Below are 16,504 nucleotides of genomic sequence, written 5' to 3' on the forward strand. Positions count from 1 at the left end.
TCAAAGCCGTAAGAGGGAAAGATTATGAATATGCTGACACTAGACAAAACAGAACTTCACAGAAACCATTCAACATTTATTGCTGAAGCTGTCTTTGCCGTAGAAATGGTGAAAGCAGACAAGCAACTCGAAAAACAAAAAATGGCGAAACAGTTGCTTGATACTCTATTCCCTCTAGAGGCGGGTTCACACGAAGATGCAGTGAGCTACGAGATTGATTATCGACATGTTCAGGTTTACTTCAAAAACGGTGAGCACACCGGCCTGAAAAGAGCGAAGCACTTTGTCGCTTATGCGGGTGATAAATCTAAACCATCGTCAATTCTATTTCGAGACGAGAGTGGAACTCATGTTGAAGTGACAATAGGTGCTCGTAAAGGCACTGGCAACTTAGAGTTGGTGAACATCGAAGACATTCAATTAGAGACATGCACCACGTTTGGTCAAACTGAAGCGAACCTCTCTTCTGGTATTCGCCACTGGGTTAGCTTAGTGAAGGGTGATGAAAGCGGCCGACCAAGCGCATCGAGTGAAGATAAAGAGTTCACTGAAAAGAATGGCGAAGATTACAACCTAGGCTTTTGCTTCGCGATCTAATGTACTGCCTTTGAAATGTGTAGTCTCTGTGGCAAGAAGCGCAGCAAGACATAGCACTGACATTTGAATACTGATTTCTCTTTTACCTTTGGTAATTTCCCCGCCCCTATAGCGGGGCTTTTTTATTAGAGCTATAAATAAATCAGGCTGTTGTTAATATTATCTGTAGAAAGTTTGCATGAGATTTTACGGTGCGTCATTTTAATTTAACGTATTGTATTTTAAGATTTTTGTCTGTTTATTTTATTCTGTTTTTATTGGGTTAACTATCACTATCAACGGTATCTTGGGTAACTATTGAGCTAAAACTCAGTCAAAATGCTTCGACCTGTGCTATAATACGCGCCTTGGGATTGAGCCAGTAAGTCCATTTATCACCAACCATTGTGATTTTTATCGCCTTTATTTAGGTGGTGCGGCGAGCCAATCAAGTAGTAATTGGATATGGAGAGCGTCCTTATATTCGTTGATTCGGATATGTGAACATCATAATTTATGAGTTTTAAATCAAAAAAATACAGTATCGATTCTACTGACTATCAAGTTGGTCAAGATAACGTCAGTAAATGGGGCATGGATGTCCACAACACCGTCTTCATAGCCTCAGTAGGCTTATCTCTTCTCTTCATCATCACTCTTCTTGCTCTTCCTCCAGCAGACGCTAAAGCTGCTATTGATTCTATTAAGGGGGCTGTTTTATCAAAGTTTGACTTCCTGTTTATGTGGGGAGCTAACATCATGCTAGCGTTTGCTGTTGTTCTAGCATTTTCACCGTTGGGTAAGATTCGCCTAGGTGGCGAAGACGCGACGGCGGACTATTCGATGTCATCTTGGATTGCGATGTTATTCGCAGCCGGTATGGGTATCGGGCTTATTTTCTGGGGTGTTGCTGAGCCAACCGCATTCTTCACTAACTGGTTCGGCACACCATTGGATGCGGAACCTTTTACAGAAGCAGGCCGTGAACTGGCACTAGGTGCAACCGTATTCCACTGGGGTTTTCATGCATGGGCTATCTATGGCATGACGGCGCTTTGTCTAGCGTACTTTGTTTACAACAAAGGCTTACCGCTATCAATGCGTTCTGTGTTTTACCCAATACTGGGTGAACGAGTTTGGGGTAAAACAGGTGATGTGATCGACGTACTAACGGTACTGGTTACTCTGTTTGGCCTTGCGACTTCATTAGGCCTAGGTGGTACTCAAGCAGCAAGTGGTATTAGCCACGTGTTTGGCTTGGAAAACAACATCTACCTTCAGCAATCTATTATCGTTTTGATTATGGGCTTGGCGATCATCTCTGTTATGCGTGGCATGGACGGTGGTGTTAAGTTCCTAAGTAACCTGAACATGGTTATTGCGTTCGTATTCCTTGGTCTTATCGCTGTATTGAACTTTACGACAGTGCTTGATTCTGTGGCGACTGCGGCAACGGGCTATGTGAAAAACATCGTAGCTTTGAGCCAAAGTGCGGGTCGTGAAGACACAACATGGCTGCATGGCTGGACTGTGTTCTACTGGGCATGGTGGGTTGCGTATGCACCATTCTTCGGTATGTTCGTAGCGCGTATTTCTAAGGGCCGTACGGTTCGTGAGTTCCTACTTTGCGTACTGATTATCCCAACATTGGTAACGTCGGCTTGGATGTCGATCTTCGGTGGCGTAGCTATCGAGCAAGTAATTAACCATGTGGGACAACTTGGCCTCGACCAAGGCATTACAGACGTATCTCTAAGCTTGTTCTACATGCTAGATGCTTACTCGTTCGGTAGCATTCTGTCAGTTCTCGCAGTCGCACTGATCATTGTGTTCTTCGTTACAACGCTGGACTCAGGCTCTATCGTTATCGATGGCATGACGGCGGGTGGTAAGCTTGAAGTTCCTGTTAAACAGAAAGTGGTTTGGGCGGTTATCTCAGGTGCTATCGCAATGGTAATGCTGTGGATTGGTGGTACTCAATCTATCCAAGCTCTGCAATCGATCACGATCATTGCTGCACTGCCGTTTACGATCATTCTTCTGATTGGCTGTTTTAGCTTGTTGAAAGGTCTACTGACTGAAGTAGATAAAGGACAAGAAAACGTTAGTGAAACCGCTAAATAAAGTAATCGAGTATGGGGAGTATATAGTTCGCTAATTACTCCTTATTCAGCGTTATTTCAAAGCTCTTTTGTACTGTGTGCAAGGGAGCTTTTTTATGCCCAAGAAGAAATCAAAGACAAGTAGAAAAGACAAAAAAGAGCCACAAGTGAATCGTCACTTGTGGCTCTTTTTAGTTTTAGGGAGCAGCTATTAGCTAATAGCTTACGCGTTCAATTCATGTTGAATAACGTAATCCAGAGCACCGACTACAGCAGCAACTTGAGCGTCATTACACTCTTCGTCAGTCACTTTGTCGCTGTCTGGGTAAACCTCTGTGGTTGTTCCGTACTTACAGTCGGTCACGCCGCCACATAAGCCAAGCTTCTTCATTGGGTAGTTGATCACACCGTGTTGAGTGACGTCTGAACCAATGATCTTGCCTTCGTCATCCGCAGGCGCAATGTGCGTTACTTTTTCTACTGAAGCAATTACTGCCGCTTGGAATTCTGGTTGCGGATTTTCTGTATCGCCAACCGTGTAGAACCCATCTGGAATCATACCTTCGATGTACTCAATACCATCACGAGCCGCGAGTGCTGGTCGGAATTCAGTTTCATCAGAGTCTGTCGTCTCATGTAGGTCAACGTGAACCAATACTTCTGGCAAAGAGGCCACTAAAGCTCGTAGGTTTGCTGATTCTTCTGCTGGTGTACCGTCATAGAAAGAGCGGTTTGGATCAACAGCATTTGGATTCCAGCGGTTGATCACCTCGTAACCCCAAGGGCTTACACAAGGTGCTACTACAATGTTGAAGTGCGCTGCGTATTTCTCTGCTTGGGTCGCTGCAAATTTGATAGCGCCATGCACACCACTGGTTTCGTAACCGTGAACGCCACCTGTAACGAGAATGGTCGGCTTTGACTCATCCCAGTTTTTGCTCTTAATTGCGAAAAGTGGGAAGCGAGCTTGGTCGTAGCTCAGTGCACCGTATTGTTCGATATCAAAACGGTCTGCAAGTGCTTTAATCTTTGGCACAACTTCTTGTTGGTATTCACGCTTAACCGTTCTTTGAGCTAACCATGCTTGACGTTCTGCTTGTTGCCACTTTTGTCCTGGCTTACCAATTGGGTAGGTAGATTCACTTTTCATCTATACTTTTTCTTTTATGTTCGTGAAAGATTAAGACAGATTATTCCTGTCTAACAGAGACAGCAATAGAAAACACAACTTGTGACTTTATTTTTTACAGACTCATAACTTTGATGAGTGAATTGATGATGTTACATTTCATCGATGGTTCAATCCTTTAAAAAGAGATAATAAAATGGCTGGAGCAAGTTTATTAACACTGCTAGATGACATTGCAACCGTGTTGGATGATGTCGCACTGATGTCTAAGGTGGCAGCTAAAAAAACCGCAGGCGTATTGGGTGACGATTTAGCCCTTAACGCTCAGCAGGTATCAGGTGTTTCTGCTGAAAGAGAAATCCCAGTGGTATGGGCGGTCGCAAAAGGCTCATTTAAAAATAAGCTGATTTTGGTTCCGGCGGCATTATTGATCAGTGCGTTCATCCCTTGGTTGATCATGCCACTACTCGTGATTGGTGGTCTGTTTCTTTGTTTTGAAGGGGCGGAGAAAATCTTAGAGAAGCTCTTTCCTCATGCTCATCAACATGACGAGAAGGAAGAGGATACGAGTACTGGCGAATCCATAGAGGAATATGAGAAGAGAAAGGTCTCAGGCGCGATTCGTACCGACTTCATATTATCTGCGGAAATCATTGTGATTGCGCTAGGTACCGTAACGGGTACAAGTATCCTTACTCAGATTCTTGTCGTGAGTTTGATAGCCGTTGTGATGACGATTGGTGTTTATGGCTTAGTGGCAGGGATCGTTAAGTTGGATGATTTAGGTTTTTATCTCCAGCGCACATCGAATGGCAGTACCATTAAAACCAGATTGGGTAATGGGTTAGTCGCCTTTGCACCAAAGCTGATGAAGATGCTTGCTGTGGTCGGTACAGCTGCGATGTTCTTGGTTGGTGGCGGTATTGTGGTACACAACGTTCCTGCGATTCATCATTTAATTGAACCGATTATTATGGATTTTAGTGGACATACGATTGCGACAGCGGTGGTTCCGACGCTATTAAACGGTGTGATTGGGGTTTTAGCTGGCTTGATTGTCGTTGCTGTTTGGACTGCGATTGGAAAAATGCGCGGTAAGTAATCGTTCATTATTTCTTATAAGAAGACAGTCTTTCATCGAAACAAAAAAGGGTCACCATAATTATTATGGTGACCCTTTTCGTTAAATAGAGGGCGTTTATTTAACAGCCCAAGCGCTTATCTTACAGACCAAGCAATCGTCTCGCCGCCACGGATTGGCACAACAATGTCTGAACCGAAAGGCATGGTTTCAGCAACATTCCATTCTTCTTTAACAAGAGTGATGGTGTCTGCATTACGTGGCATGCCATAGAAATCCGGACCATTGTGGCTCGCGAACGCTTCTAGGTTCTCTATCTTGCCTTCTAAATCGAATACTTCAGCGTACAGTTCAACCGCAGCGTGTGCTGTGTAAGAACCTGCACAACCACATGCTGACTCTTTAGCACCTTTTGCGTGTGGCGCTGAGTCTGTACCCAAGAAGAACTTCTTGCTACCGCTTGTTGCCGCTTCGATAAGTGCTAACTGGTGTGTGTTGCGCTTAAGGATAGGTAGGCAGTAGAAATGTGGCTTAATGCCGCCAACCAACATGTGGTTGCGGTTATAAAGCAAGTGGTGAGCTGTGATGGTTGCCGCTACGTTCTCGTTAGCGTTCTTAACGAAAGTCGCTGCATCTGCAGTCGTGATGTGCTCTAGAACGATCTTGAGGTTAGGGAAGTCGTTAACAATCGGTGCTAGAACCGTGTCTAGGAACTCTTTTTCACGGTCAAAGATATCAACATCGTGAGCCGTTACTTCACCGTGTACAAGCAGCAACATACCCACTTCTTGCATCGCTTCTAACACGTGGTAAATCTTTTGAGCTGAAGTTACGCCTGAATCCGAGTTTGTCGTCGCGCCAGCAGGGTATAGCTTCGCCGCTACAACAGCGCCAGATTCTTTCGCTTTGCGAATTTCGTCAGGAGTAGTGTTGTCTGTTAGGTAAAGTGCCATTAGAGGCTGGAACTGTTCACTTGGCTGCTCTGCCATGATGCGTTCACGGTAAGCAAGAGCCATTTCGGTATCGGTTACCGGTGGGATGGTGTTTGGCATGATTAACGCTCGACCATTGTAGCGGCTGATATCGCGGACTGTATCTTTTAATACTTCGCCATCGCGTAGATGAACGTGCCAGTCGTCAGGACGAGTAATCGTAAGTTGTGTCATTGAAGGCTCCCACCATTTGAAGTGTTATGTAGTTGGAGCCTAAACTCAGCGAAATCTGTGAAAGCAATCGCTTACGTTTAGGCGACAGGATGATAGTGGAAAAGTACTTTCATTTCATCCTATTTTTAACTCTTCATGGCTAGGAGCTTGTTTTTATGGATATTTTATTCGGTATCTATTTGTTAATAAGGGTTAGCGGGTGGCTACCCACAGACCATGGATCATTCCTGGAACCCAGAAGAAGAAAGTAAGAATGATATTAATCACCAAATCTTTCCCGGCGCCGCGAGCGAAGAACACGCCAACAGGCGGAAGCAGTACACATAAGATGATAATGACGAGTTTGTTCATGATAAATCCTTTTTATTCAATGAAAGTTCAATGCGGTAAACGTGTTCATATTATAGAACGTCTCGAGAGTGTTACTGCATTGCTGCCTTAATGTATCAAGATAGAAAGCTAAACATCTCAAGATACTAGCCTAGTATCAAGTGTTTAATGCCTACCAGTTTATCTATTTATAACCAAATGCTTATAATCAGTATTCCCATCAAGATATACATTTAATCATTTGAAGTTTGGCCGTGATTTTATGACTAGGCATTTCCAAGAGTCAATTTTGCATATTTGCTAAACATATCCAGTTGCAAAAAGATAACATCGCAATCGAATGTAGAATTCGTATGCTACAAGGTTAAATTTTAAAAAGGTCAAACGATATGTTAGATGTGTTGTCAAAGAAGGCTAATTTGTTACAGGTAGCTTTAATCTTGGCTGTTTCAGGTTGTAATGGTGATTCAGGAGTTGGTTCTACTTCGAGCCCAGATAGCCCAGATAGGCCAGCTCAATCGAACGTACTTTACTCCGTTCAAGATACCATGCAGCACACTAAACCTCGTGAAACTTTTTATGTTGATCTCTCCAACAATATGGAAAGTTCTGATGGGACACCTGTTGCTCTGCTGAATGTTGAATCCCTTAATTCTGACTATCATTGCGATGTGGTTTCTAACGACCAAAATGGTTTTTATATTAAAGCAACGCAAGTAAACCTATGTGACTACCGATTTCGTGTTGGATCCTCTGTGTCAAGAATGTCAACAGCGATATCTTATGATGGCTATAGTGAGGCTACAGCTCGAATCGCTATAGCTGAAAACAGTGAACAATTAATACCCATATCATCTGCAACTTCAACTGGAACACCCATTTCGGTGAACGTGAAGGACGAGTTAGCAAATTTGGGGTACGAGGTCGACACGAGTCGCTATACACTTAGTATGACGCTAACTTTGCCTAATAGCGATTCAACGCTTTCATCAGCAGTATCTGATCCCGCGAATAACGTTATAGAGTATACTCCAGGTGCTGGACTTGAATCCGGAGTTGAGAGGGTTTTATATAGCTATAGTGATGGAGTAAATGTTCTTAGTGGTAGCCTGGATATTGCAGTTTCAACAACAGTAAATGGTGCTCCAATAGCTAACTCTACATATATACAGACATTTACCGATCCTGATACCTTAAAAATAGTGTCAGAAGTTCCATACGGGAAAACGGTCACAATTGACGTTTTGAGTCTCATTTCTGATCCTAATGGTGATTCATTACAATTAATTGATGTCTATGCTTACGATGCTGATGTTGCCATTATAGAAGATGCTAACTTAGATGGTAATCTGTTCAATGACACTATTTTCACGTTTACTACTTCTAATTCTGGCTATCACAATATCACTTACGTTGTCTCTGATAACAAAGGAGGCTATGCCACCGGGATAATAAAGTTAAAATCCGAAGACTTATACCCGATAATTGATTTTAATGAAGGCAATGTATATCAATCTGTTACTCCACCTTTAACTATGGAGCAGGCAGAAACTGCGAGTATTGAATTCGAAATAATAGGAACAGGAGATGGCACCAATGCCGTCGATAATGTAACAACCGTAGCGCATTCGAAAGGTGTTGCTGAAGCAATTTGTACTGCAAGAGGTGCTTTTTTACCGAATCAAGTAGATTTGCAAGAGCTTTATGCTTGGAAGCCTGATGGTCAAATATTTACAGACTATAGATATCCAAATGACAAACCGTATTGGACTAGTGACCAGGTTGATGAAACTACCACAACACTAGTCAATCTATTTGATGGTTCAGTCACTGCTAGTAATAATGAAGAGGTAAATTATGTTCTTTGTACTAATACTTATTATATCCCAGAAATCACCCCAGTATCTATCAGTTTAAATGGTGTGACTTCGATTCAACGTGACTTAGAGCTAGATAAACATGAATTATATCAGGCGACTATAACTAACTCAATTGGCCAAATGGAACAAGTTCCAGCCGAATATGTCAATTGGACAGTAACTGAGTTGAACGTTAGTACCTTTGATGAACATACAGGTATCTTGACAGCGTATTCTACCGCAAATACTGAACCTCAATTTAATGTTAATATTGAAGCTTGCTATGACTCATTTTGTGATAACTTGAACGTTACTTTACTCGCACCTTTGGGTATAACTTCATATGAAGGAAGTGAATTTCTTCCGTTGTTAACGAGAGAACAAGTACTCCGCTATAGTGATAATAATACTTCGATTTTTGCTCCGAATGATACTGCCGATTATACGTATTCGTTACTCAACAGTTATGGGTATAACGCAGATGACGCGAACTTTATAGAGTCTGGATATGATAGCAGCCAGACTCAATATTACTGCTCATCAATAAACTTCGATGGTGGTGGGTGGAAAGAATTTGACTCGTCAACTATTGCACTTCGGTTTGCTAGCGCTTGGAATGCAGACCCTGCATATAAAGCCATACCTGCAGGTCGTATATATTCACATTCCGGTTACCTAGATGAGTTTTGGTTCCGAGGAAATGGTTTGCTCTATAAGTTTTACATTAATAATTACGTGGAACCAACCAGTGAAAACGGTGGTATCACGTATTATAGAGGTCCTGAAGATACTCCTGAGGCCGACTTTAATTACTTTGGTAGCCAAGTACACGTTTTTTTATCATGCTATAGATGATAGTTATGAGTCTGTCTCCTTTTAAAGTAGGTTGAAAATCTTTAGTAAGCCAGTAGCGATGTTACTGGCATTTTTAATGCGAATTATTTACGTGTTATTGTCATGTTGATATTTATTAATTAATAACCGCAAGGTAAATTCTCCGTCTCACTCTATTTCCCCAACTAAAGACATCACTTGTAAATTAAACGCTAGATTATAATAACTTAGGTTACGATTTAGGTAGTTTAACTTGTGATGGTCATAATTAATATTATATAAAGCAATATAATAAAATAGTTATGATGCTCATTTTTATAACTCAGATAGTCACCAGCGTTACCCCTTCTCATATCCAATTGAAACACCTTTCTCAAAGTTTGATAATGGTTATTATGATATCCAATTTAGTGTAACTGAAAGTATTTATTGTACAGATCTTATTCCCTAGATAAATGAACTAGTCGGCGATATATCGACTAGGCATATTTAACTATAAATAATTCCAACGTGCTAACCTAAAACGTAGTTATTTTAATATTATATGCCTGCTGTTTAGCAAGAGGCTAACGCAATGCTTATATTATATTAAAGGAAATAAAATGAAAAAATTAACACTCATTACATTATTGTCTGCAATTACTGTTGTTCCGGCTTTTGCTGCACCTGGCGATACCTCTACTGGTTCTGCAGTATTCAGCGGCTTTGTTCCTGGTTTTGTATCCAACGGTGACATCATTGTTACTGGTGCGGGCGGTAGTGAAGACTCTGCTTCTTTTGTTGGTACGTTACAGGTGAACGCTGACGGTACGTTCGCAACGACTAAACCAGTTGTTTTGGAAGCGCATGACTACACGGGGGCTGTGCTTGGGGCTTTAACTCCAGCTAACTGGACGGTATCACAAGTAAATGTGCTTCCAGCTTCAATGGGTGAAGTACAGCCTAACATTGTCGTTGGCGATAACCTTTCAGCGACGGAACTTACTGCAGCTGACTACTTAGCTTCAACTCAACTTTCAGCAGGCGATACGATTCAACTGTATGTTGCTAACGATACAGCACACTCAACTCCAGATGATATTGCTGGTTCAGAAGTTATCGTTAACGTTGATATGATTGCAACTTTGCCATAAGAAAAAATCTCATTATTTGATAGGCACTTAATTAATTAAGTGCCTTGTTTTTCGAGGCTGATGAAAATGAATATCTATATAAATTATTTCTTTCTATTATTGCTTGTTATTTTTAGTTTCAATAGCTTTGGCTATGAAAGCTATTCATTTCCAGTAAATACACAAATAAATAGAGCGAATTTGTATGACTATTCTATAAGTGTAGATTTATCTGATGAGTTTATTGCACTGAAGTATGATAGTGAGAACGAAACCTTTCTAAATGGGCGTTTTTATTCTTATATTAGAACTAATATACCAACAAGCACTGGGGATTCGTTTGAATACAGTTATAACATATCAGAGTTCACTTCTAAATGTGTTCTCAACGATAGCGGTGAGACTATGTATGATGATTTTGTCGATCTCTATATCGATAGAAAACATTACTCTGATATTTTAGATATACCAAACTTTGAATTTAATAATATTAAAAATACTGAATATGAAAACTCTACCAATGAATTTGAATTAGTGACAAATAAAAATATACCGAGTGATGAGCCATTAGATTGCAATGGTCGTATTACGTTCAATGTGGAGCTTCAACTATAATGTTTATTAGACTTTGGTTTGGTTTAAACTTAATTATCATATTTTTCTTGGCCATAATATATAGTTCAAAATCCGTCGCAAATATTCCAGATGGATTTGAAGATATGTTTGAAGAGAAGTTGATAAGAATGCCACTAATTCTCTCGGCTGATAACAACAAATTATTCTATTCGGAAGCTTTCATCTCGGGTGATGAAGTAAGAATTCCCACTTCACAAAAACAACTTGTAGCACAAGCATTGGCGAATGAACTTGGTATTGAGAAAGATGTTAGCGATGCGATGGCAACAACACTGGTAAATGGGGTTGAATCGAGCCTAGATTGTAAAGGTTATCGAAGTGAATGTGGTCTACTACCTGATTTATATGATTTTGTTTATGTGCCAGATAGCCAATCATTGATTATTCATGTTAACTCACAATTCTTAACTGAGATAATAGAAGAGTCAGAAATAAAATTTGTAAAAGAAGAGATCGATCAAAACGCGATCATTATGTCACATGGTTTGAATCTATCTGGTTCTTATAGCGACAACACTGATTATACATCGTCTTATTCTTATCAACATGAAAATTATGCAGGTTTTGGCAAGTATGGCTATTTGCATAATGATCTAAACTTTAGTGATGTCAATGGTTTCAGTTCGGATGACTCATCGTATAACTATGTTGGTGGTAATACTCGTTTCTCTGTCGGGTATAAATACCAAGAACGCTCTTGGAATAGTACTCAGTTTTTAGAAAATGGCAGCAAAACTTCTGGTTACATGTTGTCGATTGGATCGACGAGAGAGCTAGTAAAAAAATCATCTTCTAATTCTAGACGAGTATATTTGAACATTTCAAGAGCTGGTCGACTAGAAATTAATGATGATAGAGGCCGTGTTCTATTAAGTCGTAATGTGGATGCAGGGCAAGAATACTTTGACTATAACGAGCTACCATTTGGTACTTATACTGCGACAATTCGAATATTTGATGGCAGTGAAGAGTTTTACACAGAAGATAGGTTGATAGTCAATACAAGCTCTTCGTCGATTAAAACCGGCGAACTAGATTATCATATTACAGCCGGTTATTTATCAAGAGACCTGACGAATACGGGACTAGAGGACGATTTTGACCAGAAATCCATCAACTTTGCTTATGATAATTATGAAAGTCCAATGTTCACCAATGGGAAATTGAGCTATCAAGTTACGGATTTTTTTGCACTGGGTGTAGGTTCGTTTATTACAGGGGAAGATAATTATAATTATGTTGGTGGTCACTTATCTTTAGGGGAAGTGTCCAGAATATCGGCAGTAACAGGATTATTTGACGATGGATCTAGTTTTTATAATTTTGATGTGGGGATTTATAACTTAAGTGTATCTTACACAAAATTTGATAGTGAAAATGATAATAGTATTGGAGATATTAGTTTGTCTCAACTTTTATTCAGTAACTCGAACTATACGTCATTATCAGTAAATTACAACAAGTACTTAACGAGAAATATATCATCATATATATCGGGTATATTAACAAAAAACCAATATAAAGATTTTAGTAATGGTTATAATAATGAATCAGAAAGTTGGTCTGCAAGAAGTGGCGTGCAGATATCATCATTACCACTTGACTCAAAGGTGAACTTAGAGTTATCAGCAAGTGAATCGAGCGATATAAATTATGGTGTTATGGCCTCAATAATTATTCCAATAGGCCAGGAAAACACATACACACATAGTACACAAGCACAAATAGATGATAGTGGTGATGTTGCGCTATCGCATAGAGATACAGTCTCAAGTAGTCTAATTAACAGAAACAATCTAAATGTATCAAGCTCTGCGGGACTTTATTATCAAGATTCTACTGAAGACCAAAGCAGTGCCGATTTATCATTGTCTGCAAATTATAAGAATAAACATATTGACTCAAACTCTTATGCCTATATCAATTCAAGTAGTAATACAAGTGTTTCTGCATATATTGGTACAAGTAATATCGTAACTTCTCAAGGAATAGAGTTTACGAGTGAAAAGTCATCTTCTTATTTTATTTCGAATAATGATACAGGGGAACTGTCTTCGGATGGAAAATTCTTGGCGGTAGTTAACTCCGAGCAGAATGGAAAACAAAGCAATGCTTATGTTAGTGGAGATGCTTTGACGGTATATCCATTAAAAGAGTTCTATGAATATGAATTCAAGCTTGATACGGAAGCCTCTGATTTTTACAACAATGGTGAGTCTTATACGTCGGCTACTAGTTATCCAGGAACTGTTATCCGTTTGGATACGTCGTTGTCTGAGTTGAAATCATTTATATCGACGTTTAGTGATATAAATGGAAATCCAATAGACGGAGTTGAATGTATCGGTGGAGGTTGTGTTTCTACTGACAAGCTTGTTGAAGGTGTGTATCAATTTAAGGTGAAAGATAAACAACCTTACAAAATTATATCTAAGGAAAACCAATGTGTAATACCGGAGTTATCATCGGTTAATAATTTGAATTTAGGTAATAACTTCTGTATGCCATCATTCGAAGAAAATAGTGAAGGTTATCAGATAGCCCTAGTTGATGGTGTTTATTATTACTACTTAGGGCAATACAAGGATAGTAATATTGTATTGAACTATCAGAACAAACTGAACAACTCAGGTGTTGAAATTATAAACAAAAAGCTTGGCGGTTATTTGTATATATTCGCTAAGTCTCCTGAGCAACTAACTACGGCAAACAAACTGTATGTTGATGAACTCATTAATTATGCAGTTCATATGGAGATGACGCCATATGCTTATAACTAACATAGAGAAAATTATGCAACGTGTAATATTTACTTCGATTCTATTAATGACGACCTCTTTTAGCCATGCATTTAGCATAGATAAAATGCTTCTTATAGCTGGAGAAGATGGTAATGAAGTTTTTACTCTGACTAGTTCGAAAACTGAACCTGAATATATAAAAGGTAACGTTAGCCAAGTAAAGGTTGAAAACGGAGAGTTAGAAAAGGTAGAGCTAACAAAAGATAATTTACCTTTATGGGATCTTGCGCTATTACCCAATAAACTGATATTAAATCCGGGGGAAAGACGTCGTGTATCAGTAAAGAATTTATGTCAGGTTAATTGTGATGATTTAGAGAAGGACAAAGTTTATCAAGTGACTTTCATGCCTAGCGTTATCGATGGAGATAAAAAAGAAAGTATAATTGGTATTAATTATGGTTATGCTCCTTATTATATTGTACCTGCAAAAAATACTAATGTTGACTACAAAGTTAAATATAACGGTTCAGAAGTTTATGTGGAAAATAATGGTAACACATTTTTCTACATACAGTTTGATAACTGTAAACCGAATTCTGTTAGTAACAAATGTAAACAAACTAATACAATACTATCTGGTCGAAAGAAAACCATAAAATTAGCAGAAGGCCTGCAAAATGTCGATTCGTTATCCGTTAAGGTAGCCAACCATGATTACAGTTATAACAAAAATATCACTATTAAAAAGAAATAGCCTAATTAGTATAGCGCTATTATTCACGGCTTTAGATAGTAGCCATGCTGCAGATGTATACGGAACGATTACAGCAAACAACTCTGTGGTTTGGAACAATGCGGCGCCAAATAGTTATTTCGGTAGTGAAGCTATATCTCCATCTGCATGGACGATAGCGCAAGAGCAACCAACGACAGAGTGGTATCCCGCAACGATGGATAACCAACCCGTTAATAACGTTAGCTTTGTTAATCATTCTACAGGCGAAAGTTTTAACACCAGCCTGGAGTTGTTAGGCGTTGAGTACAATTTGGGTAGCTCGGCTAGTTATTTCACATCAAAAGACTACGGGTCAAATGTGGGAATGGGAGTTGCCAATGAGTGTGCAGCTACAAATATAAGTGGTTCGAGTGCGAAAGTGGGCCAAGAGTCGACTTTGTGTGTGTCGCGAATGGGTTACACAGCAACAAGCCGAATAGAGCCTTTTAAGTTTTATCGACCTGCTTTCGCTTTGCCTAATATCAGTAATGATGTGTTCGCAGCCCCTGTTGGATCTGGAACTTTTACGGCATCAATTAACCTTTCACCCACTTACTTTTTTACAAGTCAAACCGGTACGATGACTTATACCAGAGTGCCGGAGACGTTAATTATCACGATTGATTATCAAGCTGCGATCCTTGAATCATTAACGGTACTTGGAGACGGGAATATTGAACCCCAGTATGATACTGCAACAAAAAGGATCTCTGGTACAACGAGGTATGATGTTAGCTTGTTAGGGACTTTACCTACAGGCGTTATTATGACATTTAGCCCTACGTCAGGTGACTATGAGCTTACAAATATTGATAACTCGCTAGAAAAGATACCCTACACAATCACGTGTGCCATTGGCTGCAAAAGCCCTGACAAGGTGATTGTCCAAGACGGAGTACTTAATACCGCATCTTTTCCTGATTCAGAAGTGATTACAGTGAATGGAGAAGGTAGTAACAAAGTTGATGTAGCATACGATGTTAGTTTTGATGTCGATGGAAATGCACTCAGTTCAGGTAATTACCAAGGGTCGTTTAATGTTGTTTATGAGGTGAACCTGTGAACCGACTAATTAATAATATTTTTTTTATGTTTCTAGTACTAACCAGCGGTGCAGCGGTTGCTGAGAAGCCAACTGCTCATATTTTGGGGGTAGGGGCAAACTATGGCTATAATTTTGATGGAGATATGTTTGAGAATTCTCAATCTATTTATTTTCTCTACCAATATAACCGACTTCAATTGAATCTAGGTATCAAACATTATAAATTATTAGATGATTCTGAGTACATACCTGATTTAGGTTTGCTTTATAGTATACATGATGGAGAAGAAATTGATTTAAAGGTTGGAGTCGGATTTGAAGATAAATATCCAACAATAGAGTACCTTGCTGAGTATGCTTTGAATGAATATTTCGGTGCGAGTATCGCACTTAATCAAACGTTGAATGATGATTTTGGGCAAAATCAACGAGAAGCCGTGGTTGGATTATCTTATTATTTCAATGACAGTAAGCGTAAGATTGAGTCTGACCAAGTTGAACCTCGCCCTTCGTCACTTGAAATTACGAAAGCTCCGGATTGCACATCTGACCCAACTGATACGGACTGTGACTTCGATACTATGTCTAACAGTATATCCGAAGTTGCTGTTAAGCCGACATTACCTTATGTCGTACAAGAAGGTGATTGGTTATATGAACTACGTAGAAAGTTCGGCTTCGATTTAGAAGAGATCATTGAGAGTAATGATATTGAAAATCCTGATTTGATCATTCCTGGCCAAGTATTAGAATAAGCTCTTACCGGTAACCTGATCAATATTAAAGTATTACTAGACCTATTTCTTATAAGGTATGGTGATGCTTTTTTTTTGCACTCGATTAAATCTGTCTAACTATTCATCTATGATCTTACATAGCTTACGTTGATGTGAATAATCAAGTGTTGCCAAGAATCATGGTTTACATACCAGATCTTAGGTTCAGGTATTAAATATTACGAAGTTAGATAAAATTTAATTCTCTTAATGTAAAACCATTAAACTACTATGAAGACTTGCAAGATATGTATTAGCGTTTTACTCTTCGGTCTCTCCCTAAGGTTTAACTGCCATCAAATCGCTAACCAGTGCATAATATGCATAAGTCTGGTGAAT

Annotated in this window: 13 protein-coding genes; 10 read left to right on the forward strand and 3 right to left on the reverse strand. The window is 39.5% G+C overall.

Translation table 11 applies throughout. The features are described from left to right. Positions 1-24 precede the first annotated feature (24 nt). Complete coding sequence (locus AB4185_RS09130; protein ID WP_009845766.1) at positions 25-597, forward strand: malate synthase; 573 nt, start codon at positions 25-27, stop codon at positions 595-597. A gap of 495 nt (positions 598-1,092) precedes the next feature. Next, positions 1,093-2,700 carry a BCCT family transporter gene (locus tag AB4185_RS09135; protein WP_009845765.1) on the forward strand — a complete coding sequence of 536 codons (1,608 nt, stop codon included), beginning with the start codon at positions 1,093-1,095 and terminating at the stop codon, positions 2,698-2,700. 201 nt (positions 2,701-2,901) lie between these two features. On the opposite strand, the gene AB4185_RS09140 is transcribed toward AB4185_RS09135, so the two are convergent. Then, the gene (locus AB4185_RS09140; protein WP_102363017.1) at positions 2,902-3,828 is read right to left on the reverse strand and encodes a M14 family metallocarboxypeptidase; all 927 of its coding nucleotides are present in this window, start codon (positions 3,826-3,828) and stop codon (positions 2,902-2,904) included. Between the two features lie 175 nt (positions 3,829-4,003). Here AB4185_RS09140 and AB4185_RS09145 point away from each other — a divergent pair, with 175 nt between their 5' ends. Then, a complete protein-coding gene (locus AB4185_RS09145; RefSeq protein ID WP_017105610.1) occupies positions 4,004-4,909 on the forward strand; it encodes a DUF808 domain-containing protein in 906 nt (301 codons plus the stop codon). A 116-nt stretch (positions 4,910-5,025) separates the two neighbouring features. Here the strand turns inward: AB4185_RS09145 and pyrC are convergent, their stop codons facing one another. Together pyrC and AB4185_RS09155 are read right to left on the reverse strand one after the other, a co-directional pair. Further along, positions 5,026-6,054: a dihydroorotase gene (gene pyrC / locus AB4185_RS09150; protein ID WP_102363018.1), complete on the reverse strand. Its 1,029-nt coding sequence runs from the start codon at positions 6,052-6,054 to the stop codon at positions 5,026-5,028. A 192-nt stretch (positions 6,055-6,246) separates the two neighbouring features. Beyond that, positions 6,247-6,405, reverse strand: a complete 159-nt coding sequence (locus tag AB4185_RS09155; protein ID WP_017059962.1) for a YqaE/Pmp3 family membrane protein — start codon at positions 6,403-6,405, stop codon at positions 6,247-6,249. Between the two features lie 368 nt (positions 6,406-6,773). On the opposite strand from AB4185_RS09155, the gene AB4185_RS09160 reads away from it, so the two are divergent. From AB4185_RS09160 to AB4185_RS09190, 7 genes are all read left to right on the forward strand, one after another. After that, on the forward strand, positions 6,774-9,098 hold the full coding sequence (locus tag AB4185_RS09160) for an adhesion domain-containing protein (RefSeq protein WP_372135361.1): 2,325 nt from the start codon (positions 6,774-6,776) through the stop codon (positions 9,096-9,098). Positions 9,099-9,679: 581 nt separating this feature from the next. Then, a complete protein-coding gene (locus AB4185_RS09165) occupies positions 9,680-10,210 on the forward strand; it encodes a hypothetical protein (RefSeq protein ID WP_372135362.1) in 531 nt (176 codons plus the stop codon). 66 nt (positions 10,211-10,276) lie between these two features. Continuing rightward, entirely contained in the window at positions 10,277-10,804 is a 528-nt protein-coding gene (locus AB4185_RS09170) for a hypothetical protein (protein WP_240492705.1), read from the forward strand. Further along, positions 10,804-13,605: a CS1-pili formation C-terminal domain-containing protein gene (locus AB4185_RS09175; RefSeq protein ID WP_372135363.1), complete on the forward strand. Its 2,802-nt coding sequence runs from the start codon at positions 10,804-10,806 to the stop codon at positions 13,603-13,605. The genes AB4185_RS09170 and AB4185_RS09175 overlap by 1 nt, the downstream gene beginning before the upstream one ends. 13 nt (positions 13,606-13,618) lie before the next feature. After that, a complete protein-coding gene (locus AB4185_RS09180) occupies positions 13,619-14,323 on the forward strand; it encodes a hypothetical protein (protein ID WP_241910041.1) in 705 nt (234 codons plus the stop codon). Beyond that, the gene (locus AB4185_RS09185) at positions 14,280-15,407 is read left to right on the forward strand and encodes a hypothetical protein (RefSeq protein ID WP_372135364.1); all 1,128 of its coding nucleotides are present in this window, start codon (positions 14,280-14,282) and stop codon (positions 15,405-15,407) included. The genes AB4185_RS09180 and AB4185_RS09185 overlap by 44 nt, the downstream gene beginning before the upstream one ends. Beyond that, the gene (locus tag AB4185_RS09190; RefSeq protein WP_065584792.1) at positions 15,404-16,144 is read left to right on the forward strand and encodes a LysM peptidoglycan-binding domain-containing protein; all 741 of its coding nucleotides are present in this window, start codon (positions 15,404-15,406) and stop codon (positions 16,142-16,144) included. Before AB4185_RS09185 ends, AB4185_RS09190 begins: the two co-directional genes overlap by 4 nt. The last annotated feature ends 360 nt before the right edge of the window (positions 16,145-16,504 follow it).

The sequence above is a fragment of the Vibrio sp. 10N.286.48.F5 genome, from assembly GCF_041469785.1.
Taxonomy (GTDB): Bacteria; Pseudomonadota; Gammaproteobacteria; order Enterobacterales; family Vibrionaceae; genus Vibrio; species Vibrio crassostreae_C.

Coding starts and splice junctions, on each gene's coding strand:
- AB4185_RS09130 (WP_009845766.1), top strand. CDS start 25: ATGAATATGCTGACACTAGACAAAACAGAACTTCACAGAAACCATTCA.
- AB4185_RS09135 (WP_009845765.1), top strand. CDS start 1,093: ATGAGTTTTAAATCAAAAAAATACAGTATCGATTCTACTGACTATCAA.
- AB4185_RS09140 (WP_102363017.1), bottom strand. CDS start 3,828: ATGAAAAGTGAATCTACCTACCCAATTGGTAAGCCAGGACAAAAGTGG.
- AB4185_RS09145 (WP_017105610.1), top strand. CDS start 4,004: ATGGCTGGAGCAAGTTTATTAACACTGCTAGATGACATTGCAACCGTG.
- pyrC (WP_102363018.1), bottom strand. CDS start 6,054: ATGACACAACTTACGATTACTCGTCCTGACGACTGGCACGTTCATCTA.
- AB4185_RS09155 (WP_017059962.1), bottom strand. CDS start 6,405: ATGAACAAACTCGTCATTATCATCTTATGTGTACTGCTTCCGCCTGTT.
- AB4185_RS09160 (WP_372135361.1), top strand. CDS start 6,774: ATGTTAGATGTGTTGTCAAAGAAGGCTAATTTGTTACAGGTAGCTTTA.
- AB4185_RS09165 (WP_372135362.1), top strand. CDS start 9,680: ATGAAAAAATTAACACTCATTACATTATTGTCTGCAATTACTGTTGTT.
- AB4185_RS09170 (WP_240492705.1), top strand. CDS start 10,277: ATGAATATCTATATAAATTATTTCTTTCTATTATTGCTTGTTATTTTT.
- AB4185_RS09175 (WP_372135363.1), top strand. CDS start 10,804: ATGTTTATTAGACTTTGGTTTGGTTTAAACTTAATTATCATATTTTTC.
- AB4185_RS09180 (WP_241910041.1), top strand. CDS start 13,619: ATGCAACGTGTAATATTTACTTCGATTCTATTAATGACGACCTCTTTT.
- AB4185_RS09185 (WP_372135364.1), top strand. CDS start 14,280: ATGATTACAGTTATAACAAAAATATCACTATTAAAAAGAAATAGCCTA.